The organism is Micromonospora xinjiangensis (genome assembly GCF_056150165.1).
Genome location: NZ_JAXCFO010000001.1, coordinates 238312 through 263601, shown reverse-complemented (window position 1 = coordinate 263601; position 25290 = coordinate 238312). Strand labels below are relative to the sequence as shown.

Below are 25290 nucleotides of genomic sequence, written 5' to 3'. Positions count from 1 at the left end.
AGCGGAGGGACACCATGTTGCTGCGAGTTCGGGTCACCCTGCCGGACCGTCCCGGCACCCTCGGCCAGGTCGCCCGCACGCTGGGCGTGTCCGGTGCGGACATCGTCCAGGTCGTGGTGCTGGAGCGGCTCGGCGGGCGGGCCGTCGACGACTTCACCGTCGTCTGGCCGGGCGCGGCCCGGGTCGAGCGGCTGCTGGCCGGTCTCGCGGCGATCCCCGGCGTCCGGGTGGACGGGGTGTGGCGGGCGATCGGCGCGCCCACCACCACCGGCCAGGACGCCGAACTGCTGGCCCAGGTCGCGGCGAACCCGGCCGACGGGCTCGCCACGCTCGTCGACGCGGTGCCCGGCCTGCTCGCCGCCGACTGGGCGGTGGCCGCGGTGGTGCCGCTGGACTGGGCCTCCCGCGAAGGCGGCGGCACGGCGAGCGTGGCGCACGCCAGTTGGCGTGCCCCCGTGCCCCCGCCGCTGCCGGAGGTGACGCCGCTGCGCGCCCGGTCGATGACCGCGCCCGACGGCACCCACTACGCGGTCGCGCCGTTCGGTCGCGCCGGCCTGGTGCTGGTCGTGGCGCGCGAGCACACCGACCCACTCACCGCCGCCGCGTTCCACGCCACCGAGGTCGACCGGCTGGCGCAGCTCGTCCGGGCCAGCGCCGTCATCCTCGGCGACCGACTCGACCTGGTGGGTCCACCGACGGTGACCGCCTGACCGTCCCCCGCGCCTCCCCGCCCGGCCGGGGCCCCTCGCTGCTCATCCCTGGGCGAGGGGCCCCGCCCGCCGGGGAACGGCCGGGCGTGGCGCAGGTCACGGCGGGTCGCGGAGACGTCACCCCGGAGCAATCGACCCGCAACAGGCGGCGGCGAGGGTGGAACCGGGGAAGGGAGCCAACCATGACGTTGTGGCGGATCCGGGCCACCGTGGACGACCGGCCGGGTTACCTGTCGGTGCTCACGGCCAGCCTCGCCCTGCGCGGGGTCAACATCCTCGCCGTGCAGGTGCACACCACCGAACGGGGCGCGGTGGACGACTTCCTCGTCGACGCGCCGGACGCGCTCGGTGAGGCCGACCTGCTGGCCGCGGTCGAGCGCGGCCGGGGGCGGGACTGCTGGGTGGCGCGCAGCGAGGCGCGCGGCCTGGCCGACCAGCCCACCCGGGTGCTGGGGCTGGCCAACCGGCTGGTCCGCGACCCGGACGCGACCGGCGAGACGCTCGCCGCGCTGCTCGCCGCGGACACCGTGACCTGGCGGCCGGAGGGGGCGGGCGGCGACGCCGGCATCGCCGGCACCCGGATGGTCCTCGCCGACCCGGGCGGCGGCGCGTTCACGCTGCGCCGGGCCGCACCGGAGTTCACCCCCGCCGAGTACGCCCGGGCGCAGGCGCTGGTGGAGCTGGCCGCCACCGTCGTGCGCCGGGCCGCCGAGCAGGTCACCCTGGTGCTACCCGACGGCGCCGAGGTGACCGTACGACCGGCCGTCGCCGACGACCTGCCCGGCGTACTCGACCTGCACGGCGCCTGCTCCGAGCGCAGCCGCCACCGCCGCTACCTGGGTGGTGGCTCGGTGCCGTCACCGGCCCGGATGCGCCGGCTGCTGGAGCCGGCCCGCGGGCTGGCCCTCGTCGCGGCGACCACCGGCCCCGACGGGGCGGCGGAGTCGGTGGTCGCCGTGGCCCACCTGCTCGGCGAGGGCGACGAGGCAGAGGCGGCGCTGCTCGTCCGCGACGACTGGCAGCGCCGCGGGCTCGGGTCGGCGCTGCTGCGCCGCCTGGTGGCCCACGCCGACCGGGCCGGGTACGCCGCGCTCGTGCTGCACGTGCAGGCGGACAACGCGGCGATGCTGCGCACCGTACGCCGGCTGGCCCGCCCGATGGCGACCGACCGCGACGGCGCGGTGGTGACCCTCACCGTCCCGCTGTCCACCTCCACCCCGGCCCGCCGGGCCTGACGTCAGGTCAGGGGGTAGCGGCTGTAGTCGGGGAAGTTGCCGTACAGCCGCTCGTCGCCGCCCTGCGTGACCGCCTGCACGAGCAGGTCGCCGCCGACGAACGCGCCCTTCCAGGAGGCGCCCCGGCCACCGAACGGCTCCGCCCGGTCGCCCCGCGAGCGGGGCTTGTTGATGCCCACCTTGAACGCCTGGAGGTCGACCGCCAGCTTGCCGGCCAGCTCCTCGTCGTCGCAGGCGAGCGAGGCGACCAGCGCGCCGTTGGACGCGTTCATCTGGGCCAGCAGCTCGTCGGTGGTGTCCACCACGACGATCGTGTCGACGGGCCCGAACGGTTCGGCGTGCATGAGCCGGGACCGGCCGGGCGGGGCCAGCAGCACGGCCGGAGCCACGTACGCCGAGGTGTCCTGCCCGTCCAGGAACGGCGCGCCGTCGAGCTTGCCCCGGTGCAGCGGCACCGCGCCCCCGCGGACCGCCTCGTCCACCTTGCGGCGCAGCTCGTCGGCCTTCGCGGCGCTGATCAGCGGCCCGAAGTCCAGCTCCGGCAGCGGGTCACCGGCCGACCAGTCGTCGGCCACGGCGAGTGGGTGTCCGAACCGGACCGAGCGCACCACCGGCAGGTACATGTCGAGGAACTCGTCGACCAGGTCGCGCTGCACGACGAACCGGGGGTACGCGGTGCAGCGCTGCTTGCCGTACTCGAAGCCCTTCTTCAGGTGGCCGGCGAGCAGGTCCCACTGGGAGAAGTTCCAGATGCCCCAGGCGTTCAACCCCTCCTGCTCGATGAAGTGCCGCTTGTCGGAGTCGAGCAGCGCCGCCGCCACCTTGCCGCCGTTGGAGCGCCCGCCGACGAAGGCCACTGCCCCGATCTCCGGCGCCCGGACGAGCACCTCGGACAGCTCCTCGCCGCCACCGGACACCAGCGTGGCGGGCAGCCCGGCACGGCGCATCAGCGCGTGCGCCACCGTGAGGCAGACGGCGCCTCCCTGGGACGGGGTCTTCGCGATGACCGCGTTCCCGGCCAGCAGCTGCACCAGCTCGGCGTGTACCAGCACGCTCATCGGGTAGTTCCAGGACGCGATGTTGCTGACCGGGCCGGGCAGCGGCTCCCGTCCGTCGGCGAGCATCCGGTCGATCTCGTCGACGTACCAGTGCACCCCGTCCAGCGCCCGGTCGACGTCGGCGCAGGCCAGCCGCCACGGCTTGCCGATCTCCCAGACCAGCAGCAGGGCGAGCAGGTCCCGGTGGGCGGTCAGGGCGTCCAGCGCCCCGAGCACCCGGGCCTTGCGCTCGGCGAGCGGGGTCCCGGCCCAGGCGCGGTGCGCCGCGGAGGCGTACGCCACGGCGGCGCGGGCGGCCTCGGCGTCGATCCGCGCCAGGTTGATCAGGACGGTGTTGTCCACCGGGGTGCGTACCGGCGTCGGCACGCCCACCGCACGCCAGTCACCCTCCACCAGGTTGTGCAGCGTGGTCACGCCGTCGACCGTGGCGCCGAACGCCTCCGGGGTGGCGGTCACCGCGCGGGCGAGGGTGTCCGACCAGGCGGTGCCCTCGGCGAGTCGTAGAGCCATCGCGTTCTCCTCAGGGTTGTCCGGGGAGCGGCGGCGTCGATGGCACCGCTGGTGTCGCGTACTGTCGCGCGTCACGTGACGGGCCAGCAACCGTACGCTCGTATGGCAGGACGCGCCGTCCCGCTCCCGGTGCGGCTGTCGACCGGCGCGCGACGGCGCTGACCTCGACGAAGGAACGAAGAACCATTGAAGATTATCGATGATGTGACGTGTCTCCGGGCGTCGTCGGCCGGTCACCGGTGAGTACGGCCCGTCGGCCGTCACGGATCACGACGGACGGGCGGAGGTCAGTCGACCAGTTCGTCGGCGAGCAGCTCCATGAGCAGCCCGTCGTGCCAGCGCCCGTCCTCGCCGCGCTCGTAGCGGCGCAGCACGCCCACCGGCCGGAAGCCGACCTTCGCGTAGCTGCGGATCGCCGGCGTGTTCGCGGCGGCCGGGTCGATGGTGAACCGGTGGTGGCCGTACGCCTCGACGAGATGCCGGAGCAGCGTGCGGATCGCGTCGGGGCCGAGCCCCTGCCCGTGCACCGTCGGGTCGAGGTAGACGTCGAGGCTGGCGTGCCGGTAGTCCGGGTCCTCCTCGGCGTACCACTGGATCGCGCCGACCACACGGCCGTCGTACCCGATGGTGTGGACGGTCGTCGTCTCGTCGGCGAGGTCGGCGCGGACCGCGGCGGCCAGGTCGTCGCCGCCGCGCCACCAGCGGCGCACCTCCGGGGCGGCCCGGATCGCGGCGAGCGCCGGCACGTCCGACTCGGTGACCGGCCGCAGCGTCACCGAACGGCCCTTCAGCTCGGCTGGCGGATCCAGCTCCGTCCCTGGCATGGCTCGTACCCTACAAGCCCCGCGCGCCCGGAGTAAGCAGCCGTGTCCGGGGCGTGACCGTCGACGTCCGCGGTCCGAGTGGATCCGCCGGACGCGATCCGGCGGGTGGTAACTTCGCCCGGCGGAGGCGGTCGGCGGCGACCGACCTGAGGCGGCGTGGGGGTGACGGTGGCGCATGTGATCGTGGAGTGTGCGCCATGACCGAGCCGTGGCACGGGCCGGTCGTGGTGACCGGCACCGACACACAGGTGGGCAAGACGGTGGTGACCGCGGCGATCACCGCGGCGGCGCAGGCCGCGGGCCTGCGGGTGGCCGTCGTGAAGCCGGCCCAGACCGGTGCGGCCACCGGCGGGCCCGCCGACGTGGACGCCGTGCAGCGGCTGGCCGCCCCGCTCACGGGCCGGACCCTCGCCAGCTACCCCGACCCGCTCGCCCCGCTCACCGCGGCCCGGGTGGCCGAGCTGGAGCCGCTGGAGCTGTACACCGCCGTCGACGCCATCCGCGAGGAGGCGGACAAGCACGACCTCGTGCTGGTGGAGGGGGCCGGCGGCCTGCTCGTACCGATGGGGCTGCGGCCGTCGGGCGAGCCCTGGACGGCGGCCGACCTGGCCGTCTCCCTGGGCGCGCCGGCCGTGGTGGTGGCCCGGGCCGGGCTGGGCACGCTCAACCACACCGCGCTGACCCTGGAGGCGCTGGACCGGCGCGCGGTGCCGGCCGGCGTGGTCATCGGGGCCTGGCCGGGCACCCCGGAGCTGGTGCACTGGACGAACCTCAGCGACCTGGTGCCGAAGCTGCTCGGGGCGTTGCCGGCCGGGGCCGGCGCGATGGATCCCGGGGTGTTCCGGCGGTCGGCGCCCGGCTGGCTCACCCCGGCCCTGCACGGGGTGCTGGACGACTGGCGCGCCTGGGCCGAGGAGATCGGCTGAACACCTGACTTTCGTCGGTGCCCGGGCAGGTCGGCGGTGGGTAGCCTGGCCGCCGTGACCAGGTGGGGGTGGGTGCGTACGGCCCGGCGGGCGCTGGCCGAGCGGCCGTCGCCGCCGCGGGACGTGCTCCTCTGGGCGGTGCTCGCGGCGCCCGTCGGGTACGCGGGGATCACCCCGCCGTACCCGCGGCACGCGCTGCCGCTGCTGGCCGGCGCTCTGCTGCTGCTCGCCGCGGCGGTGGCGGTGAGCCGGCGGTGGCCGCTGGCCGCCCTGCTGCTGGTGGTGCTCGGCTCGGCGCGGGACGGGAACTTCGTCTTCGCCATCCCGGTCTTCAGCTACCTCGTCGGCCGGCGCAGCGCCGGGGCCGCCCCGGCCGCCCTGGTGTTCACCCTGATCGCGGCGGGCGGCAGCCTGCTCAACCTGGGGCTGCTCGGCACCGGGGAGGCCACCTGGTTCCTGCTCGCCTCGGTGCTGCTCTTCGCCGGGGTGTTCCCCTGGCTGGTGGGGCGCTACCGGCGGCAGCAGCTCGCGCTGGCCGAGGCCGGCCGCCGGCACGCCGAGGCGCTGGCCCGGGAGGAGCGGGGCGCCGTCGAGCGGATCCGCCTGCGGGAGCGGGCTCACATCGCGCAGGAGATGCACGACTCGCTGGGCCACGACCTGAGCCTGATCGCGTTGCGCGCCGCCGCGCTGGAGGTCGCCGCCGACCTGGACCCGCGGCACCGGTCCGCCGCCGGGGAGCTGCGGGCCAGCGTCGCGGCCGCCACCGAACGGCTGCACGAGATCATCGGGCTGCTCCGCGAGGAGCGGGCGGCCTCCACCCGCCCGGCGGACGAGACCGTCGCCGACCTGGTGGACCGCGCCCGCGAGGCGGGGATGGCGGTACGGCTGGACCACGCCCCGGACACGCACGCGTTGCCGGCGCTGGTCGGCCACGCCGTGCACCGGGTGGTCCGGGAGGCACTGACCAACGCGGCGCGGTACGCCCCGGGCGCCCCCGTCACGGTGCGGCTCCAGGTCGTCGGCGAGCGGGTCGAGGTGTCGGTGGTCAACGCCGCGCCGCCGGCCGGCCCCCTGCCCGGTCCGCCCTCGCACGGCAGCGGTCTGCTGGCGCTCGCCGAGCGGGTACGCCTCGCCGGTGGCACCTTCGGCGCCGGTCCGACCGACGACGGGGGCTTCGCCGTGCGGGCCCGGCTGCCGGTGACCGCGTCGCCCGCGGAGGGGCCCGGCCGGGTGGACGACGTGCAGGGCCTGTCGCCGCACGACGTCGGTCCGCCGGCCGACGCGGAGCAGCGGCTGCGCGACGCCCGCCGACGGGTGCGACGCAGCCTGCTGGTGGCCCTCGGCGCCCCGGCGGGGCTCGCCCTGGTGCTCGCGCTCGTCTACTACCCGGTGGCGACCGCCGGGACGGTGCTCGACCAGGCCACCTTCGACGGCCTGCGGGTGGGCGCGCCGCGCGCCGACCTGGCGGGGTTGCCCCGCCGCCAGCTCGACCGGCCCGCGGGCGCCGACCGGGCGGGCTGTGAGTACTACACCGACGGGAACTTCCCCCTGGCACAGCCCACCTGGCGGCTCTGCTTCGTCGAGGGCCGGCTCGTGAGCAAGGAGCGGATCGACCAGTGAGCAGCCAATCCGTCGAGACGCCGGTCCGGGTCGTGCTCGCCGACGACGAGGCGATGATCCGTGCCGGTGTGCGGGCCATCCTGGCCAGCGACCCGGCCGTCGAGGTGGTCGCCGAGGCGGGCGACGGCCGCGAGGCGGTGGAGTTGGTCCGGGCCCACCGGCCGCAGGTGGCCCTGCTGGACATCCGGATGCCCCGGCTGGACGGGCTGAGCGCGGCCGCCGAGATCCGCCGCCTGGTGCCGCAGACGGCGACCGTCATGCTCACCACGTTCGGCGAGGACGACTACATCGCCCGGGCGCTCGGGGACGGGGCGAGCGGCTTCCTGCTCAAGGCCGGTGACCCGCGTGAGCTGCTGGCCGGGGTGCACGCGGTCGCGGACGGCGGCGCGTACCTGTCGCCGCGGGTGGCCCGCCGGGTGATCGAGCTGGGTGGCGGGCGGCTGTCCCGGCGGCCGGCGGCCCGGGATCGCATCGCCACGCTCACCGACCGGGAACGCGAGGTGCTGGCGCTCGTCGGGGCGGGGCTGCCGAACGCCGAGATCGCCCGCCGGCTGTTCCTCGTCGAGGGAACCGTCAAGACCTATCTGACCAGCGTTTTCACCCGTCTGGAGGTACGCAACCGGGTGCAGGCGGCGATCCTCGCGTACGAGGCGGGGCTGGTCGAGGAGTGAACGCGATCCCGGGGCTCGTCCGAGCCCCGGGATCGCGCGGTATCCGGCTCAGGCGTCCCGCCGCCGCAGCGCGGCCCGGCCGAGGGCGAGCGCGGCGACCGCCCAGCCGGCGAGCAGCAGCAGCCCCACGAGGGCGGGGTAGGGATCGCTGTCCCCGTTCATGAAGTGGGCGCCGGCCACACCGGGGAAGCCGTCCGCGATCCGGTTGAGCACGGTGATGTCGGGTTCCTGGAGCGACAGCGGCACGATCATCAGGGTGGCGACGAGCACGACGAGGGTGAGGACCGCGCTGCGCAGCGCCGCTGCCAGCCCGAGGGCCAGCACGGCGACCAGGGCCAGGTAGCCGGCGATCGCGACGACGTCCCGGGCCGTCTCCGCGGCCGGCACGCTGCCCCACTCGCCGAGCACCGGCCGGGCCACCACCGCCCCGACCCCGGCGAGCAGCAGGCCGAGCGGGAAGGCCACCGCCGCGGTCACCACGGCCTTGGCCAGCAGGACGCGACCTCGCGACGGCGTGCACTGGAGGGTGGCACGGATCGTGCCGCTCGTGAACTCGCTGGTGATCATGAGGATGCCGAGCGCCAGCACGGCGTACTGGGTGAGTTCCATGGCGCTGACGGCGATGCTGCCGACGGTGACGATCCCGGCGTCGTCGGCCGGGTCGTCGTTGGTGTTGGCGTTGGCGGCGTAGATCGCCAGCTGCCCGGCGCCGGCCGCGGTGACCAGCACGGCGGCCACGAGGGTCCACCAGGTGCTGCGCACCGACCAGAGCTTGGTCCACTCGGCGGCGACGGCGCCGCCGAGTCCCACCGACCGCTCGGCGGGGCGGGCGTGGGCGAGGGTGGCGGTCATCGGGCCTCTCCTGCGGGCTGGACGGCGTACTCGACGCTGTCGGCGGTCAACTCCATGAACGCGCGCTCCAACGACGCGCCGTGCGGGCTGAGTTCGTGCAGCCGCACCCCGAGCTCGTACGCCAGGTCGCCGACGCGGTCGACGGTGGCGCCGGTGACGGTCAGCTCGTCGGGGCCGGCGGGCTCGACGGTGGCCCCGGTCGCGGTGAGTCGCTGGGCGAGGGTCGCGAGGCCCGCCGGGTGCGGGCTGCGTACGCGGACCGCGACGGCGCTGCCCGCGATCACCTCGTCGACCGGCGCGTCCGCGAGCAGGCGCCCGCGGCCGATGACCACCAACTGGTCGGCGGTGAGCTGCATCTCCGTCATGAGGTGGCTGGAGACGAAGACGGTACGTCCCTGGCCGGCGAGCGAGCGCATGAGCTGCCGGACCCAGCGCACCCCGTCCGGGTCGAGACCGTTGACCGGCTCGTCGAAGATCAGCACCGGCGGGTCGCCGAGCAGCGCGGCGGCGATGCCGAGGCGTTGGCCCATGCCGAGGGAGAGGGCGCGCCCGGGCTTGGCCGCGGCACGGTCGTCCAACCCGACGGTGGCCAGCACCTCCTCGACCCGGCGCGCCGGGATGCCGTTGCTGCGGGCCATCGCCGTCAGGTGCGCCCGGCCGGACCGGGCGGGGTGGATCGCCTTCGCGTCGAGCAGCGCGCCGACCTCGTACAGCGGGTGCCGCAGCTCCCGGTACGCCCGCCCACCGATCAGCGCCTCCCCGGCGCTGGGCCGGTCGAGGCCGAGGATCATCCGCATGGTGGTGGACTTGCCGGCGCCGTTCGGGCCGAGGAAACCGGTGACGCGGCCGGGCGCGATGTCGACGGTCAGGGCGTCGACGGCCGTCGTCCCTCCGAACCGTTTCGTCAACCCACGTAGTGTGATCATGCGCCGACGCTAGGCGCGCAGCCTGCCCCCCGACCGCGCCCGAACGGCACGACCCGGCCCTGACCTTCGTCAGGTCATCCGCCCGCGCGTGGTGTTCCTCCCCGCCGGTACCGGCGGCGCGACCGGAAGTTGCCCGGCCCGGCCTCGGTCGCGACATGATGCCGCGTTGTCCGAGCCACTCCACCTGCACCCGCTGTCGAGCTGCCCCAGATATGGACCGCACCCACGATCCCCGGTGTGCGGGTGCGGCGGGCGTGTCGGCGTCCCTCAGCGTGTGGGCGGGCTCGGGCGTGTCGGCGTTCCTCAGCGTGTGGGCGGACTCCGGCCTGTCGGTGTCCCTCAGCGTGTGGGCGCGAGTGACCTCGTCCCGTCCCATTTCTGGGGCAGCTCGACAGCGCCGACGCAACAACCTGCCGGGCCACCGCGGCGAGGGCGACCCGCCGGACCGCGAGCGAGCCGCGCGCGACCGCGGCACCGAGCGCACCCGCGGCGCGGCGGCAGCACGGGCTGCCCTAGGCGTCGGCCTTCGGGCGTCCGGGCCGCAGCTGCCAGACCGTCGTGCGCTTCACCCGCACACTCTCCAGGGCCGGGGGCACCGGCACGTCGTACGCGGCGAGTTCGTCGAAGCGGTCGCGGGGGAGGAACGCCCGGCCCGGGTCGCCGACCAGCACGCGCGCGCCGGCCCGGGCGGCCGTGAGCAGGAACCGCAGCATCCGCCGGGCCATCGCCTCGCTGTAGAACACGTCCCCGGCGAGCACCACCTCGGCGGCCCCGGCGTCGCCGTCGAGGATGTCGCCGAGTTCGGCGTCCACGCGTACGCCGTTGGCCTCGGCGTTGAGTGCCACCGCGGCGACCGCCAGCTCGTCCACCTCGACGGCGCGGACGGCGGTGGCGCCGGCCCGCGCGGCGGCGATGGCGACCAGACCGGAACCGGAGGCGAGATCGAGCACGCGGCGCCCGGCGACCAGCTCGGGGTGGTCGGTCACATACCGGGCGAGCGCCTGCCCGCCGGCCCACGCGAACGCCCAGAACGGCGGCGGCCGGTCGCTGCGGAACTCACCCTCGGTCAACTCCCAGAGCCCGATCGGCTCGTCCGCCTGGTGCAGCCGCACCTCCGGGACGAACGGCACGGGAGCGAGCCGTGCGTGCAGCCGGACGAAGGCGGTGGAGAGCTCGGACACCCGCCGATTCTCCCTTGGCCCCGCCGCGCGGCCCGCGCGGGGCCGCAACCGCTCGCGGGCGAGTGGGATGGCGCGCGGGAGGGCCCGGGGGCCGGGGCCGGCGCCGAGTGGCGCCGGCCCCGGCAGCGGTCACTTCGAGAACGCCTGGAACTCGGCGATGCGGACCTGGTCGCGCGCCGGGCTGGCGGTCGCGCAGTCGGTCGTGGTCGCCGGGTCGGCGTCCTGCTCACCGGCGTACGCCGGGCCGCCCGTGCACTGGCTCGCCAGGACCTCAAGCCTGAGGTGGGTGGCGAGCGTGGTGTGCACCCGGAACTCCCGCAGGTTGATGTCCCGGGTGTACGCCCGGTACGCCCCGCCTGGGAAGGCGTCGCTCCTGCTCGTGTAGACGCGCGTGAAGTTGGCCGGGTCCGTGCAGTCGGCCTTCTTCGCGTTGCACGCCGACACCGCGAACGAGCGCAGGGCGCTCAGCGCGTTCTGGCTGCCGGCGTCGGCGTCCCCGCTGATCGCCGGACGCAGCATCGCGGAGACGTTCACCCGCTTCACCAGGTGCGGCCGGTCGCCGGGCAGCGCCACGGTGACCTGCTTGCCGGCCACCCCGTCGAGGGACGCCCAGTTCGTCGCCTCGGTGTCGTCGGCGATCCGGTCGAGGTTGACGCCGTCGCCGCTCACGACGGCGCCGGACGCCGTGGAGGCGAGGTTGCGCTCGAGCTTCAGGTCGAGGTGACCCTTGTGCCCGGCCTTGGCGGTCACCCGCATCCGCTGGTGCCCGAAGCCGGGCGCCACCGCGATCAGGTCGTACGTGCCGGCGACCAGCTCCACCGTGTCCGACAGCGGGGTCGCCGGGTCGGTGTCCGCCACCGGCGTCGCCCGTGCCTCGTACGCCCCGACGTAGAGCCGGATCGGCGCGTCGGCGCTCTCCCCACGCGGGCGCAGGGTGAACGTCGCGTTCCCGCCGTTCGGGGAGGCGAAGCTCGGGGTCGGGTCGGTGTCCGAGGCGCCGTTCGTGACGGCGTCCCGGCCCATCCCGGAGCGCGCGAACTCGGTCCAGATGAGCTTCTGGTTCGCCCCGCCGAAGCGGAGCAGGTCGGCGGTGAGCATGTTGTCGCGCATGTCGAGCATGCTCACCTGGCTCGCGGCCTGGAGCAGGAACGAGTCGAAGACCAGCTGCGACCAGCGCCGGTTGCCCGGGCACCGGTCCACGGGCACCTTGCCCTCGGCGCAGGCGAGCTGCAGCCGCGGCGTGCCGAGCCCGTACCGCTTGACCATCGCCTGGCGGACCCGGAAGTTGGTCGCGCTCCAGATCTCACCGTCGGCGTGCACCGCCGGACCGCCCGTGTTGTAGCCGACGTCCGAGTAGTTCAGCGGGCTGCGGCTGAAGTCGTGGTTGCGGATGCCGCTGACCAGGTTGCCCGTGACGTACCCGCCGGTGATGAACGGCGTCTCGCCCGGGGCCCGCAGGTTGTGCTGGAAGAGGTACTCGGCGGCGAGCAGGTCGCTCCACGACTCGCCCATCGACCCGCCCTGGTGGCCACCGATCCCACTGTCGGGGCCGGCGATCATCCGGTTGCTGATCGCGTGGGTGTACTCGTGGCCGATCACCGTCATGTCGTAGTCCCCGTCGACGCACGGCGGGTACGGGCCGCCGGCCTGCGGCTGCCACAGGTACATGTTGGTGGTCGGCGGCAGGCCGTCGCGCGGCGTGCCCTGGTTGGCGTTGTTGCGGTTGCCGCTCAGCGCGCCCTGCTGGGCCCGACCCTGCTCCGCGTCACCGCCCAGGCCGTCCGGGGTCAGGTTGACCGCCTGGAGGTTCCACGACGACTCGGTGAAGCCCAGGTGGTAGGCCCAGTCGTGCATCCGGTTGTGCATCGCGAAGAGGTTGGCGATCGCCGCGTCCGCGTCGTTGCGCTGGGCCGACGTGAACACCTCCGGGTTGCACTTCGCCTGGTGCCACTGGTCGGTGAACGGGTACTCGTACCGCCGCTCGGGGCTGGTCGTGGCCGGCACCATCGGGTTGCCGGCGCCCCAGGAGACCACGGTGTTCGCCGAGTTGCCGCGCGAGGTGAACGTCGGCGTGCCGGTGGTGGCGTCGACATCCCACGCGTTGCCGGTGGCCGGGTCGTGGAACGACGCCTTGCAGCCCGGCGACGGGTCACCGCACCAGCGGACCCGCGGATCCTGCCCGGGGCCGAGGTCGCGCGGTGGGGTGGCGGGGAAGACCGCCCAGGTCGGGTTGTCCGAATCGAAGTCGACGAGGTCCTCGCGGACCAGCACCTTCCCGGTGATGCCGTCGATGTAGGTGGTGAACGCCGCCGGGTGGTCGGTGTCCGAGCCGATGAGCGTCACCTCGTAGGCGCTGCGCGGCCCCTCCAGCGGGGTGGGCACGGCGACCGGGCGCACCTCGTGGCTGGCCACCGCGGCGGCGTCCAGCCCGGCGTCGGCGAGCGCAGCCGCGTACGCCTGCTCGGCGGTCAGGGTGGCCGGGGCCGGCGCGGTGGCCTCCCGGGACAGCGAGGAGCTGACCGAGAGGATCTTGCCTTGGCTGACCGCCAGGGTGACCAGGCCGTCGTGGCCGGCCGGCAGGTCGCCGAAGCGCTGCCGGAGGGTGACCACGGCGCCGCTGCCGATCGGCCGGACCAGCACACGCTCCATGCCGGCGACCGCCGCGGCGTCCAACCCGAAGAGGTCCAGGTTCTCGGTGAGGTAGGTGCGCGCCGCGGCCTCCGGGTCGGCGGGCAGCCCGGTGGCGAGCGGGGCGGCGCCCGGGCCGAGCGCGTGCGGGGTGCCCAGCTTGTTCCACCGCACGCCCGGGTCGGCCTTGCGGGCGAGCCCGCGCTGCCGGGCGTCGGGCGCCGCGCTGCCGAGGCGGTTGTCGACGTCGGCGTGCTCGTGCTGCCCCTCGGCGAAGGGACCGGAGCGGCGCTCCGCGGCGGCCCCACCGGACGGTGCGGCGGTGCTGGTGCCGGTGGGCAGCAGCGCGGCGACCACCGCGGTCGCCGCCAGGACGGGGATGAGCCGGCGTCGCCGCCGGCTCATCGGGGGTGACCACTTCGGGTGCGGCACGGAACCTCCTCGTGGGAGCGGGCTGGGCGACACGGCGTCGACCCGCGCAGCGTGTGACGCATGCGAATCTGTGAATACCAGGAGTAGTGCCCGCCAGCAAGGCCCGAGATCGCGTGTCGGTCCTTTCAGCCCACGACGGTGCGGTGCCCGCCGTGCCCGCGCGGCCGGCGCGGAGAAGGCGACCGCCGGCGGACGACGGTCCCGGCGGTCGGGTGGCGAGGAGGCGGATGAGCCCGGTCGACCGGGCTCAGTCCAGCTCGGCCGGGTCCAGCCCCAGCTCGCGGGCGGTGACGAGGCGCACCCATTCGGTGAACTGCCGCCGGGAGATCACCCGGTCGTGCACGGCCAGCTGCACCGCCAGGCCGTCCATGACCGCGCTGATCCGCCAGGCGGCCCCGGCCGGGTCCGCGCACTCGAAGGTGCCGTCGCGCACGCCGTCGGCGATGACCGCCGCGAGGTCCTCCCGCCAGCGCAGGTCGAGGCGGCGGGAGACCCGCTCCAGTTCGGGCGTACGCAGCGACTCCGACCAGCCGTCGATCCACATCGACCACGAGGTGGGGCGCCCGGCCGGCGTGTAGAGCTTCAGCAGCCGGCGCAGCTTGGTCAGGGGCGGGGCGGGGGAGCGGACCACCGCGTCCAGCCGGGCCAGATCCTGCTCGACCGCGTATTCGAAGGCCTGGGCGAGCAGCCGTTCCTTGGTGGCGAAGTGGTAGAAGACCAGGGCCTGGCTCACCCCGGCGGCCTGCGCCACGTCGGCGGTCCGGGTGTTCGCCAGACCGCGTTCGGCGATCACCTCGCAGGCTGTGCGCAGCAGGGCATCCAGGCGGATCTCGGCCGCACGTCTCATCACGATCGTTACCGTAACCCATCGGTACGAACACGGGCAGTTACCGTCACGCGTTGAGGGTGGCCGGCGACATGTCGGAAGCCGGACACTTGCCGCACCGGGGGCGGCTCGTTGGGCAGGGGCGGGTGGGCCGGATCGGGGGATCGCTCGTCCACGGTTCCTCCACGGTGCCGGCGACGGTGCCGGACGGCTTCGGTCCAGTCTCCTAGGAAGCCCGAGACGAGGTGGCCCGACGCGCGGTACGGTCACGGCTGCCGGGACCGGAACCGGTCGAACGGGACGCGGACGCGCCGAGCGGGCACCCCGAGTTGGCAACCGTTCGCCGGCTCGGCTAGAGTTCTCATCCGTCACCGGGGAACGCCGGTGACATGCGGACGTAGCGCAGTTGGTAGCGCATCACCTTGCCAAGGTGAGGGTCGCGGGTTCGAGTCCCGTCGTCCGCTCGGAGCTGCCGCCACGCATGACGGGGGCAACCTCGGTGGGGTGGCCGAGAGGCGAGGCAACGGCCTGCAAAGCCGTGTACGCGGGTTCAAATCCCGTCCCCACCTCGGCAAGGCAACACAGACTCGGGCGATTGGCGCAGTGGGAGCGCGCTTCCTTGACACGGAAGAGGTCACTGGTTCAAACCCAGTATCGCCCACCAGACAGGACGGCTCGTTACCGGTGATCCGGTAGCGAGCCGTTCTGCTACCCACGGCCAGCTCGACGGTCACCTCGGAACAGGGAAGATCCTTTAGAGTCCCTGCCATGACCGCCTTGGAGGCGCCACTCGGGGCGCCGACGCACGCTGCCGCGCACGACGTGACCGCCGCCCTTCCCCGGGCGACGACGCCGCGCCCACTGGGCCTGGTCGGCTGGCCGCGGGTGGTGCGGTCGCTGACGATGATCATGGGGGCGGCGACCGCGGTCGGGGTGGCCTTCACCAACCCGGACCGTACGGTGCCCGAGTTCCACGACCAGTGGCTGCTGTGGGCGTCCGTCGCCGGTGTGCTCGGCGCGCTCAGCGGGTCGACGATCGGCTCGGGCGTCGCCCGGTGGCACGACCTGCAACAGATCCAGCAGGTGCCGGTGCGACGGGTCGTCCCGTCGGTGGTGGCCTTCCTCGCCCTGGTGGCCGGTGCCGTCGTCACCGCGCACGCTCTCCTGGGCAGTGGCCTCACCTGGCGGTCGCTGGCGTTCGTGTCGCTGGTCGTCCTCGGCGCGTTGCCGGCCGGGGCGACGCTCGCGGGTCTGCGGATCGTGTCGATGCGGGGCCTCACCGGCACTCCCGGCGAGCAGTTGGCCTCGTTGCTGCGGCTGCGCCGGATCCTGGCCCGGGTCCTGCAGATGATGGGCTCCCTGCTGCTGATGATGGTGCTGGTCGGCGCCGCCGCCGTCGGCTGGGGCAGCGCCGAGAAGATCCCCCAGTCGACGGCGTTCGTCATCGGCACCGCCGGCTCGATCCTCATCGCGCTGATGCACGTGCCCACCGCCTCCCTGCTGCGCCGGCGCTGCCAGGTGTACGTGGACGAGTTCTCGGACATCGCGCACGTGGCGAAGGCGGACCTGATCGCCGCCGCGGAGGACCGGACGAAGCTGGAGGAGATCCTCGGCGTCAACCGCACCTCCCTCAGCGAGTTGCAGTCCGGTCTCGTGATCGTCGGTCCGCTGCTCGCCACGATGGTCGCCGCGGTGATTCCGAAGTTCTGATCCGAGCCTTCCGCCACCCCTCGGCGGCGCGGGTGACGGTGACGCGGTCGGTGCCGGCATGCCGGAAAGGTGGCCTCAGCACCATTTCTCCGGGACGTCATTTCGCCGATCGCTAGACGGAATTCAATTCGACCCGTCACTTTGCCCGTGATTTTCTTCACGTTCCCCGATCGTCGTGTTCGGCTCGGCCGTCACCAGGGTCGATGCCTGTCCGTCCCGTCGTCGCGACCGGCGCGGACCGGGATCCCTTTACTGGCAGGGAATTCACCGCCGGCGTCGTACGGCAGCGCGAATCCGGAGGCGCCGGGGCGCTCGGGTAGGGCCATTTACCGGCCTCGCTGAAATGGTGGAGAAGGCGAGTACGACACGCATTACCCTGGCGTGCGGCGCAGGTGCCGCAGCCGTGGCGGCGATTGCCGGTGAGGCACCCTTGCGCGTCCGAGAAGTCAGGGAAAGGCAAGCGACGATGACGGGTCCCGCCACTCGGATGTGGGATGGCATGGCGATCCCGGCCGCCGGCACCTATCTGCTCGACCAGGCGCACAAGCGGATCGGTTTCGTCGGCCGGCACATGATGGTGAGCCCGGTGCGGGGTGAGTTCACCGAGGCGAGTGCGCAGATCACGGTCGACGAGGATCCGCTGCGCTCGTCCGTGGTGGCGACCATCGGCACGGCGAGCATCGTCACCGGGCACGACGAGCGGGACGTACACCTGAAGAGCCCCGACTTCCTGGACGTGGAGCGCTACCCCCGGCTCGAGTACCGCAGCACCGGCGTCGTACCGCAGAACGAGGCGGATCCCATCTTCTTCTGGGCGCGACTGCGCGGCAGCAACCGGCTCGGGCGCCGTGGCGGGGGCGAGGCGCCGCAGCCACCGGCCCGTACCCCCGGGCGGTTCGTGCTCAACGGCGAGTTGACGATCAAGGACGTCACCCGGCCGGTCGACCTCCAGGTGGAGTTCGGCGGCGCCCGGCGCGACCCGTACGGCCAGGACATCTTCGGGTTCACCGCGACCGCCGAGATCGAGCGCGAGGACTACGGCCTGTTGTGGAACGTCGCCCTGGAGGGCGGCGGCGTGCTGGTCGGCAGGACCGTCCGCATCGAGATCGCGGGTGAGGCGATCCGCCAGCCCTGAGCCGGAGCGCTTCGCGCCCCCGCGCCCCGAGCGCCGGCAGGATCGTGCGGCTCGGGCAGCCCGCCGTGCAGCAGCCGGACGCCTCGGCGGGGCCGTCTCAAGTGTGGCAATTGCTCGGTGCCGGGGCATCCCTCATCGGCTGTTCACGCGGCATTCCGCCGGGCTTCTCGCCGCGGCACGTGGTGACCGTTTCCATCGGCGACCGGTGTTGAGCAACGCCGACAGTTGATGGAGGCACAGTGCGTACCACTTCGATACGGGCGAGAGCCGTGGCGTCGGTGGCCGCCGCGGCGTCGCTGATCGCCGCGGCGCCGGCGTCCGCCGCCCCGACCGCCGCCGAACGCGGTGGCCCCGCCGCCGGGGCGAGCTGCGGCCCGGACGCGTCGCTGCTCGGCTTCTCCGACGACCTCGACAAGACCACGTTCCGCGGCACCGCCGTCGCCGGTCTCTCCGCCCTCGCGGTGAGCCGCCCCGGGCGTGCCCTGGCGCTGGTGGACAACATCGGCACCACGCCCGCCCGCGTCTACGAACTGGGCCTGGACACCGGCCGGCGGGGCGTCGACGTCGACGTCCGGGACGTCACCGTGCTCACCCGGCCGGACGGCACGCCGTACACGGGCGCGGACTTCGACGGCGAGGGCCTGGTCGCCGAGCGGGGCGGCAAGACCGTGCTCGCCAGCTCCGAGCGGGAACCGTCCATCCGGCGGTTCCGGCTCGCCGACGGCCGGGAGGTCGGGTCGCTGCCCGTGCCGGCCCGGTTCCAGGTCGCCCCGGCCGGCGAGGCCGCCGCCAACCAGACCTTCGAGGCGCTGACCAGCACTGCCGACCACCGGGTGCTCTACGCCGGCATGGAGGGGCCGCTCTCCGGGGACGGCATCGACGCGCAGGGCCGGGGCCTGCAGCGGATCCTGCGGTACGACGGCCGCGAGGGCGGCGCCTACCGGCCGACCGCGCAGTACGCCTACCGCACCGACGCGGGTCTCGGCCTGGCCGAGCTGGTGGCGCTCGGGGACGACCAGCTGCTCGCGGTCGAGCGCGGCTTCACGGCCGGCGTCGGCAACACCGTCCGGGTGTACCGGGTCTCCGCGACCGGCGCCCCGGACGTCTCCGCCGTGCCGTCGCTGTCGACGGTCACCGACCCGCGCTCGTGGCTCGGCAAGGAGCTGCTGGTCGACGTCGCCGACTGCCCGCCGTCCGGCGCGACCGCGAAGCAGCCGCAGCCCAACCCGCTGCTCGACAACATCGAGGGCGCCGCGCTCGGCGGGCCGCTGCCCGGCGGCCGTCGCGAGCTGTACCTCGTCTCCGACGACAACGGCGGCGCCACCCAGACCACCCGGGTGTACGCGCTGTCGGTGACGCTGCGCCCCGAGGTGACGTTGCGGAGCCGTGCGCTGCTGTCGGCGACCGCGTACCAGCCCGGTCCGGTCTCCGGCACGCAGCTCGCACCGACGCCGGTGAACGGCATCGCCCCGCCGTTTCCCGGGCAGCCGATCCCCGGCTTCTCCGCGGTGATCCCCGCGACGGCGGGCGACCGGTCCGGGCGCCGGCTGCTCGCCATGCCGGACAACGGCTTCGGCGCGAAGAACAACTCGGCCGACTTCCTGCTGCGGGCGTACGACATCGAGCCGCGGTACGGCAGCCACGGGGTGACCGTCCACGGGCACCTCAGCTTCCGCGACCCCGACCGCAAGGTGCCGTTCCCCATCGTGAACGGCGACACCCGGGAGCGGCTGCTGACCGGCGCCGACTTCGACATCGAGTCGCTGGCCCGGGACGCGCGCGGTGACCTGTGGGTCGGCGACGAGTTCGGGCCGTACCTGGTGCGCACCGACCGCACCGGCAAGGTGCTCCAGGCGCCGATCCCGCTGCCGGACGGCACGAAGTCCCCGCAGTCGCCCGACCTGGCCCCGGGCGAGACGCCGACCCTGCGCGCCAGCAACGGCTTCGAGGCGATGGCGGTCAGCGAGGACGGCTGGACGCTCTACCCGATCCTGGAGGGCGCCCGCGTCAACGACCCCGACCAGCGTCGCCGGGTCGTCTACGAGTTCGACGTCCGCCGCAACCGCTACACCGGCCGCACCTGGTCGTTCCGGGTCGACGACCCGTCCCTGCTGGTCGGCGACGCGGCGGTGCTCGACGGGCGGCGGCTGCTGCTCATCGAGCGGGACAACGGCATGGGCCGGCAGTCGCTGGTCAAGCGGCTGGTCGTCACCGACCTCGACGAGGTGGGCGAGGACGGCTACCTGAAGCGGCGCACGGCGGTGGACCTCATGCGGGTCGCCGACCCGAAGGGCGTCTCCACCCCGGCCCGGCCGGGCGAGTACGGTGTCGGCCCGCTCTTCTCGTTCCCGCTCCAGTCGGTCGAGTCGGTGCTCCCGCTCGGGGGTGACCGGGTGCTCGTGGCCAACGACAACAACTTCCCCGGCAACGACGGACGCATCCCGGGGCGCGCCGACGACACCGAGCTGATCGTCATCGACGTGCCCGGTCTGCGGTAGCCCGCGCGCACGGACGGCCCCCGGCACCCGGTGTGCCGGGGGCCGTCGCGGTGTTCGGCGCCGCCGCACCGGCCCGTCGGTCACGGCGCGGCCGGCGGGTGCTGCCCCGCCGTTCGCGGCGGTGGCTGGCACAATCGCCGCCATGCCCGCTGCCGACCTCGTCCTGGTGCTGCGCTACCGCAAGGCGGTGACGTACGGCTTCCACGTCCTGCTCGGCGCCCTCGAACAGCACGAGACCCGCACCCGGTACGAGGTCCGGTTCGGTGAGACGCCGGAGGCCACCGCGGCGCACATCCGGGCGGCCCTCGACGGGTCGGCGGCACGGGTGCTGGTGCTGTGGTCGTTCTACTCGCCCGACGCGGAGGCGCTCGCCGGGGAGCTGGCACGCATCCGGGCCCTGGTCGACGCCCCGAACGTCACGCACGTCGCCGGTGGCGTGCACGCGACCGCCGAGCCGGTGCAGACCCTGGACGCGGGCTGGGACGTGGCCGCCGTGGGGGAGGGCGAGACGACGCTGCTCCGTCTCGTGGACGCGGCCGGTGATCCGACCGGCATCCCGGGCCTCGCCTACCGGGACCCGGGCGGCGGCGTCGTGCGGACGGGCCGCCCGCAGCGCCGGCCGTTGGACGACTTCCGCGGCTTCTCGCTGCGGTGGGACCGGTTCAACGCGTTGGAGATCACCCGTGGCTGCGTGTTCTCCTGCCGGTTCTGCCAGACCCCGTTCATGTTCTCCGCCAAGTTCCGCCACCGCAGCGTGGCGAACGTCCGGTGGCACGTCGACGCCATGCGGCGGCGCGGCCTGCGCGACGTCCGTTTCATCACGCCGACCGCCCTGTCGTACGGCAGCGAGAACGACGAGCCGAACCTCGACGCGGTGGAGGAGCTGCTGGCCTCGTGCCGCGAGGGGATCGGCCCGGACGGCCGGGTCTTCTTCGGCTCGTTCCCCAGCGAGATCCGGCCCGAGCACGTCTCGCGGGAGGCGCTGCGGCTGGTCAGGCGGTACTGCGCCAACAACAACATCATCGTGGGTGCCCAGTCCGGCTCGGACCGGGTGCTCGGCGCGGCCAAGCGGGGGCACGGCGTCGAGGAGGTGAAGCGCGCGGTCCGCCTCGGTGTCGAGGAGGGCTTCCGGATCAACGTCGACATGATCTTCGGTATGCCGGGGGAGGACCAGGCGGACGTGGACGCCTCCCTGGGCCTGGCCCGTGAACTCGCCGATCTCGGCGCCCGGATCCACGCGCACACCTTCATGCCGCTGCCGGGCACCCCGTGGCGGGACGCCCCGCCCGGGGACGTCGCCCCGGAGACGATCAGCGAGGTGGACCGACTGTCGCGGCGCGGCGCGCTCTACGGGCACTGGCAGAGGCAGCGGGACCACGCGGCACGGCTGGCCGCCGCGGCCGAGGCGTACCCCCGGCCGGGCCGCAGCCGCACGATCCTGCCCGTCACCGAGCGCTGAGCGCCCCGGCGCGTCAACCGGCGGCGGTGAGCAGCGCCTCGGCCACGTCGGTGCGGGCGCTGAGCAGCATCCGGCCGCGCCGGTGGGTCACCACGAGCCCGGCTGCCCGCAGCGCGGTGAGGTGCTGGGACACCCCGCTCGCGGACATCCCGGTGCGCTGGGCGAGTTCGGTGGTGCTCAGCGGTGCGGTCAGCTCGGTCAGCAGCCGTGCCCGGCCGCGGCCGATGACGGCGGCCAGCGCGTCCGGTACGCCGGCCGGGCGCTCCCAGAGCGCCCCGAGCCCGCGGGCCGGGTAGGCGAGCTGCGGGGCGTCACCGGCGGAGACGCTGAGCACCGACGGCCAGACGAACACCGACGGGATGAGCACGAGCCCCGGGCCGTCCGGGACGTCCGCGGCCAGGCAGTGCCGCTGCGCGACGAGCAGGGTGTCGTCCTCCCAGCGGACCTGTTCGTGCAGGTCGTTGAGGAGCCCGGCGGCCCCGTCCTCGGCCAGCCGGCGGGCGCGGGCGGCGACGTCGGCGTCGAGCAGCAGCCGGATCCGAGGCCAGTCCGACGCGAGGGCGATCCGCCAGTACGCCTCGATCTCGTCGGTCAGCCGGCGCAGTCCCGCGTCCGGGTCGTCGTAGAGGGCGGTGAGGGCGGGGCCGCGCGCGGCGGGATACAGGTCCAGGTGCGCGCGGACGGTGTCGGCGCCGGTGGCGCGCAGGGCGGCCAGTTCGGCGGCGAGGTCCGGGTTGAGGCCGGCGGGCGGCGGGGTGAGGAAGTCGGGCAGGTAACCGGGGGGCGGCGGCACGAGGTGCCAGAGCAGCCCGTCCTCGAATCCGGCCTCGGTCAGCCGCGGCCGGACCCGGCGGGCCCACGGCAGGTGGACGGCGTGGTCGCCCGGGTCACGCAGCACCCGGATGCTGGCGGCGACCTCCCAGAGGCAGGAGACGGCGAACCGGATGCGGGCGACGGCACCCGCCGACAGGCCGATGGCGACCACGCACACCTCCGGTGGATTCAGCTGGGACTGAAACAGTACGCCGCAGGTCGGGGCGGGGCCGACACTTGCCCCGTGAGCGAACACCACACCCGAGCTGAACTGTTCCGATCCCTGCACGTCCCGGGGTCGCCGCTGGTCCTCGTGAACGCCTGGGACGCCGCCAGCGCGCGGATCGTGGCCGCCGCGGGCGCCCGCGCCGTGGCCACCACCAGCGCCGGCGTCGCGTGGAGCCTCGGCGTCCCGGACGGGGACGCCCTGGGCCGCGACGCGGCCGTCGATCTCGTCCGTCGCATCGCCGCCGCGGTGTCGCTGCCGGTCACCGCGGACATCGAGTCCGGGTTCGGGGCGACGCCGGCCGAGGTCGGCGAGACGGTGCGGGCGGTCATCGCCGCGGGGGCCGTCGGCGTGAACGTCGAGGACGCCCGGCACGACGAGGGGTCGCCGCTGCGCGACGTCGCCGACCAGTGCGCCCGGATCGCCGCGGTCCGCGCCGCCGCCGAGGCGGCCGGGGTCCCGCTGTACGTCAACGCCCGGATCGACACCTTCCTCCGGGGCGCCGGCGGTCACGACGAGACGGTGGCGCGGGCCCGGGAGTACCTGGCGGCCGGCGCGGACGGCATCTTCGTGCCCGGGGTCGTCGACCCCGCGACCGTCGGGGCGCTGGTGGAGGCCGTGCCGGCGCCGCTGAACGTCCTGGCGGGGCCGGGCGCCCCGACGGTGTCCGAGTTGGCGGCGGTCGGGGTGGCCCGGGTGAGCCTCGGCTCGTCGGTGGCCGAGGCGGCGTACGCGGTGGCCCGTCGGGCGGCCGACGAGGCGTTGGGCAGCGGCACCTACGGGGCGCTGACGGACGCCATCGACTACGGCGCCTTGAACGCGCTGATGCGCTGACCGGACACGGCGGCGCGGGCCGGCCGGCTCCGGTCGGAGTGGCCGGCCCGCGCTCCGGCTCCGCCGTTCAGCTCTGTGGGCGGAGCCGGAGCGGCGACGAGGCGGTGGGGGTGGTCGCCGGTGTCACAGCGGCGGGGCGACGTCCCGCCGCTCCTCGACCCGGCGGTACTGCACGGGCTCCTCGACCCGGCGGTACTCCACCGGCTCGTCGGCGGAGACCACGCCGGTGCGGCGGCGGCCCCAGATGAGTGTCGTCATGATGAGGCCGAGCACGCCGGCCGCCATCAGGATCCAGCCGACGACATCGAGGTCGATTCCGCCGAGGTTCGCGTCGAGCGCGAAGGTGAGGATCGCGCCCACCGCGATCAGGAAGATGCTCGTTCCGATACCCACGACAGCCTCCTTCTCCGGGGATGTGGTGCGCTGTCGAGGAGCTTCTGTACCCCGCGGCTGAGCAGCGCAACCCTGAGGGCCCGGCCCCCGCGTCGGGCGATCTTGGGATCGGGTAGAGTCTGCTCGTCGCCGGCGCTCGCCGGCGGCACGCGGACGTAGCGCAGTTGGTAGCGCATCACCTTGCCAAGGTGAGGGTCGCGGGTTCGAGTCCCGTCGTCCGCTCGCGGATCCGCCTGAGGGTCGCCCGGTTCTCGCCGGGCCGCGGGCGGTCACCACGGGCGATTGGCGCAGTGGGAGCGCGCTTCCTTGACACGGAAGAGGTCACTGGTTCAAACCCAGTATCGCCCACCAGACCTGCCGGCAGGACGAGCCCGCGCCGGCACGGTAGCTCCCCGCCGACGACCTCTTCCCTGTTCGCCTGGGCTCCGGCCGACGCCGTGACCCCCCCGGAGGGGAGGGCCACGGCGCGGTGGGCGGCGCGACGTCAGGGGATGATCCGCACCGGCCCGCAGCCGAAGAAGGTGAAGGTGCCGGCCGGGCTGGTGAACCGGCCGATCAGGCAACCCTCGGTGTCGTCGGCGGCGAAACCGCCCTCACTGCCGCGGAAGTGGAGCACGGCGTCGAGGTCCGCGTCGCGGGTGCGCTCGTCCAGCTCGTAGCTGCGCTCGTCGTGCCGCCGGTCGTGCGTCTCGGCGGCGCCGCCGCCACCGAGGACCACCGCCCGGTCCCCGAACCGGGCCGTCGTCGCGATCACGCTCCCGGCGTCGAAGGCGAGCGGGTTGCCGTACTCACCGGCCGCCGTCGTGAGCACGGCGACGGGCGCGTTGTTACCGCCGGCCCGCAGGTTGATGGTGTTCGGGTCGCCGCCGGGCTTGATGTTGACGGTGACGGGCACCGCACAGTCGATGGTGTGCGTCGTGGACCTGGTGTTGTTCGCCGCCACGAGGTCGACGTCGGCCGCGTGCACCGTCGCCACCGTCGAGGTGAAGGTGACGGTGTGCGCGCCCGGCGCGTCGCACCGCACGGTCCACTGGTCGGTCTCCGAGACGTCCGCGCCGACCGCCACGCCGGGCAGTGTGGCCGTCTGCGAAGCGGGGGTCACGGTGACGCCCGCACCGGCCGCCGCGGTGGTCGTGAGCCCCGCGTCCGCCGGCCCGTCGGGGCCGTTGTTGGTCACCACGGTGGTGACGCCGATGGTCGCCTCCTGCCCGACCAGGCCGATCGGCGGGGCAGCGGACACGGTGACCGCCTCGACCGCGAGGTCCGCCCGGAGGCACTCCTCGTCGTCCGGGTGAGCCACGCAGAACTCGTGGATCGCCTCGGTGAGGTCGGCCCGTACGATCTCGTCCTCGGCGGCGATGTCCGTGACCACGACGGTCGTCGCGTCCCGGTCGAAGGGGGCGATCCAGCGGCCCGACGCCTGCGGGTCGAGCCGGCGGGTCTCCCCGCCGGCCGCGTCCTCGCCCAGCTCCCACATCGGGTGCCAGTCGTTGAACGTCCCGATCAGGTCGCCCGACTCGCCGAGCACGTCCACCTTGGCCAGGGGCGGCGCACCCAGGTGCGAGGGGGCCCGCTCGTCGACCACCTCGATGTCGCTGACTGTCGCGTTGGCGCGGCCGTTGAACGACACCCGTACCACGATCGACTTGGCCTCGTCCGCCGCCGCGTCGGCGGCGAAGTCCGGGATCGGTTCGACCCTCGGGTCGTTGCCCGGCTCGGAGAAGGCCGGGGCGCCGGCCCACAGCGCCGCGCCGACGGCGACCGGCAGCAGCCACCACGCCAGGCGGCGGCGGGAATCCGTTGTCCTGCGCATCGTCCTCATC

20 protein-coding genes and 5 tRNA genes are annotated in these 25290 nt (G+C 74.4%); 15 read left to right on the top strand and 10 right to left on the bottom strand.

Going from position 1 to position 25290, the window contains the following annotated elements:
* Nucleotides 1–14: 14 nt before the first annotated feature.
* Together SM573_RS01245 and SM573_RS01240 are read left to right on the top strand one after the other, a co-directional pair.
* Entirely contained in the window at nucleotides 15–710 is a 696-nt protein-coding gene (locus SM573_RS01245; protein WP_474615232.1) for an ACT domain-containing protein, read from the top strand.
* Between the two features lie 182 nt (nucleotides 711–892).
* Nucleotides 893–1945, top strand: coding sequence for a GNAT family N-acetyltransferase (locus tag SM573_RS01240; RefSeq protein ID WP_474615231.1), 1053 nt, complete (start codon nucleotides 893–895; stop codon nucleotides 1943–1945).
* Between the two features lie 2 nt (nucleotides 1946–1947).
* On the opposite strand, the gene SM573_RS01235 is transcribed toward SM573_RS01240, so the two are convergent.
* Entirely contained in the window at nucleotides 1948–3513 is a 1566-nt protein-coding gene (locus SM573_RS01235) for an aldehyde dehydrogenase family protein (RefSeq protein ID WP_474615230.1), read from the bottom strand.
* A gap of 287 nt (nucleotides 3514–3800) precedes the next feature.
* Nucleotides 3801–4337: a GNAT family N-acetyltransferase gene (locus tag SM573_RS01230; protein ID WP_474612285.1), complete on the bottom strand. Its 537-nt coding sequence runs from the start codon at nucleotides 4335–4337 to the stop codon at nucleotides 3801–3803.
* Nucleotides 4338–4534: 197 nt separating this feature from the next.
* Here SM573_RS01230 and bioD point away from each other — a divergent pair, with 197 nt between their 5' ends.
* Genes bioD through SM573_RS01215 form a run of 3 tightly spaced genes read left to right on the top strand, consistent with a single transcriptional unit; the run spans nucleotide 4535 to nucleotide 7554 of the window.
* Entirely contained in the window at nucleotides 4535–5263 is a 729-nt protein-coding gene (bioD, locus tag SM573_RS01225) for a dethiobiotin synthase (RefSeq protein ID WP_474612284.1), read from the top strand.
* Between the two features lie 54 nt (nucleotides 5264–5317).
* Nucleotides 5318–6883, top strand: a complete 1566-nt coding sequence (locus SM573_RS01220; RefSeq protein ID WP_474615229.1) for a sensor histidine kinase — start codon at nucleotides 5318–5320, stop codon at nucleotides 6881–6883.
* Nucleotides 6880–7554, top strand: a complete 675-nt coding sequence (locus tag SM573_RS01215; RefSeq protein ID WP_474615228.1) for a response regulator — start codon at nucleotides 6880–6882, stop codon at nucleotides 7552–7554. The genes SM573_RS01220 and SM573_RS01215 overlap by 4 nt, the downstream gene beginning before the upstream one ends.
* Nucleotides 7555–7602: 48 nt before the next feature.
* On the opposite strand, the gene SM573_RS01210 is transcribed toward SM573_RS01215, so the two are convergent.
* The 5 genes from SM573_RS01210 to SM573_RS01190 all read right to left on the bottom strand — a co-directional run bounded on the left by SM573_RS01210 (nucleotide 7603) and on the right by SM573_RS01190 (nucleotide 14423).
* Nucleotides 7603–8406, bottom strand: coding sequence for an ABC transporter permease (locus SM573_RS01210; RefSeq protein WP_474615227.1), 804 nt, complete (start codon nucleotides 8404–8406; stop codon nucleotides 7603–7605).
* Nucleotides 8403–9332 carry an ABC transporter ATP-binding protein gene (locus SM573_RS01205; protein WP_474615226.1) on the bottom strand — a complete coding sequence of 310 codons (930 nt, stop codon included), beginning with the start codon at nucleotides 9330–9332 and terminating at the stop codon, nucleotides 8403–8405. Before SM573_RS01205 ends, SM573_RS01210 begins: the two co-directional genes overlap by 4 nt.
* A gap of 512 nt (nucleotides 9333–9844) precedes the next feature.
* Nucleotides 9845–10513, bottom strand: coding sequence for a class I SAM-dependent methyltransferase (locus tag SM573_RS01200; protein ID WP_474612279.1), 669 nt, complete (start codon nucleotides 10511–10513; stop codon nucleotides 9845–9847).
* A gap of 129 nt (nucleotides 10514–10642) precedes the next feature.
* Nucleotides 10643–13573 carry a M36 family metallopeptidase gene (locus SM573_RS01195; RefSeq protein ID WP_474615225.1) on the bottom strand — a complete coding sequence of 977 codons (2931 nt, stop codon included), beginning with the start codon at nucleotides 13571–13573 and terminating at the stop codon, nucleotides 10643–10645.
* A gap of 247 nt (nucleotides 13574–13820) precedes the next feature.
* Entirely contained in the window at nucleotides 13821–14423 is a 603-nt protein-coding gene (locus SM573_RS01190) for a TetR/AcrR family transcriptional regulator (protein ID WP_474615224.1), read from the bottom strand.
* Between the two features lie 367 nt (nucleotides 14424–14790).
* Between SM573_RS01190 and SM573_RS01185 the strand changes: the two genes are divergently transcribed.
* From SM573_RS01185 to SM573_RS01155, 7 genes are all read left to right on the top strand, one after another.
* Nucleotides 14791–14863, top strand: a tRNA-Gly gene (locus SM573_RS01185).
* 34 nt (nucleotides 14864–14897) lie between these two features.
* Nucleotides 14898–14968 (top strand) — tRNA-Cys (locus SM573_RS01180).
* A gap of 20 nt (nucleotides 14969–14988) precedes the next feature.
* A tRNA-Val gene (locus tag SM573_RS01175) sits at nucleotides 14989–15063 on the top strand.
* 104 nt (nucleotides 15064–15167) lie between these two features.
* Nucleotides 15168–16109 (top strand): hypothetical protein, encoded by a 942-nt coding sequence (locus SM573_RS01170; protein WP_474615223.1) that lies wholly within the window; start codon nucleotides 15168–15170, stop codon nucleotides 16107–16109.
* 499 nt (nucleotides 16110–16608) lie between these two features.
* Entirely contained in the window at nucleotides 16609–17244 is a 636-nt protein-coding gene (locus tag SM573_RS01165) for a YceI family protein (protein ID WP_474615222.1), read from the top strand.
* A 239-nt stretch (nucleotides 17245–17483) separates the two neighbouring features.
* Nucleotides 17484–19742: an esterase-like activity of phytase family protein gene (locus tag SM573_RS01160; RefSeq protein WP_474615221.1), complete on the top strand. Its 2259-nt coding sequence runs from the start codon at nucleotides 17484–17486 to the stop codon at nucleotides 19740–19742.
* A 142-nt stretch (nucleotides 19743–19884) separates the two neighbouring features.
* Nucleotides 19885–21201, top strand: a complete 1317-nt coding sequence (locus tag SM573_RS01155; protein ID WP_474615220.1) for a TIGR04013 family B12-binding domain/radical SAM domain-containing protein — start codon at nucleotides 19885–19887, stop codon at nucleotides 21199–21201.
* A 13-nt stretch (nucleotides 21202–21214) separates the two neighbouring features.
* Here the strand turns inward: SM573_RS01155 and SM573_RS01150 are convergent, their stop codons facing one another.
* Nucleotides 21215–22186: an ArsR/SmtB family transcription factor gene (locus SM573_RS01150; RefSeq protein ID WP_474615219.1), complete on the bottom strand. Its 972-nt coding sequence runs from the start codon at nucleotides 22184–22186 to the stop codon at nucleotides 21215–21217.
* A 72-nt stretch (nucleotides 22187–22258) separates the two neighbouring features.
* Between SM573_RS01150 and SM573_RS01145 the strand changes: the two genes are divergently transcribed.
* Nucleotides 22259–23074 carry an isocitrate lyase/PEP mutase family protein gene (locus tag SM573_RS01145; RefSeq protein ID WP_474615218.1) on the top strand — a complete coding sequence of 272 codons (816 nt, stop codon included), beginning with the start codon at nucleotides 22259–22261 and terminating at the stop codon, nucleotides 23072–23074.
* Between the two features lie 123 nt (nucleotides 23075–23197).
* Here the strand turns inward: SM573_RS01145 and SM573_RS01140 are convergent, their stop codons facing one another.
* Nucleotides 23198–23467, bottom strand: a complete 270-nt coding sequence (locus SM573_RS01140) for a DUF6458 family protein (protein ID WP_474612270.1) — start codon at nucleotides 23465–23467, stop codon at nucleotides 23198–23200.
* Between the two features lie 149 nt (nucleotides 23468–23616).
* On the opposite strand from SM573_RS01140, the gene SM573_RS01135 reads away from it, so the two are divergent.
* Nucleotides 23617–23689: transfer RNA gene (locus SM573_RS01135), tRNA-Gly, on the top strand.
* 54 nt (nucleotides 23690–23743) lie between these two features.
* Nucleotides 23744–23818 (top strand) — tRNA-Val (locus tag SM573_RS01130).
* Nucleotides 23819–23951: 133 nt separating this feature from the next.
* Here the strand turns inward: SM573_RS01130 and SM573_RS01125 are convergent.
* Nucleotides 23952–25280, bottom strand: coding sequence for a hypothetical protein (locus SM573_RS01125; protein ID WP_474615217.1), 1329 nt, complete (start codon nucleotides 25278–25280; stop codon nucleotides 23952–23954).
* Between the last annotated feature and the right edge of the window lie 10 nt (nucleotides 25281–25290).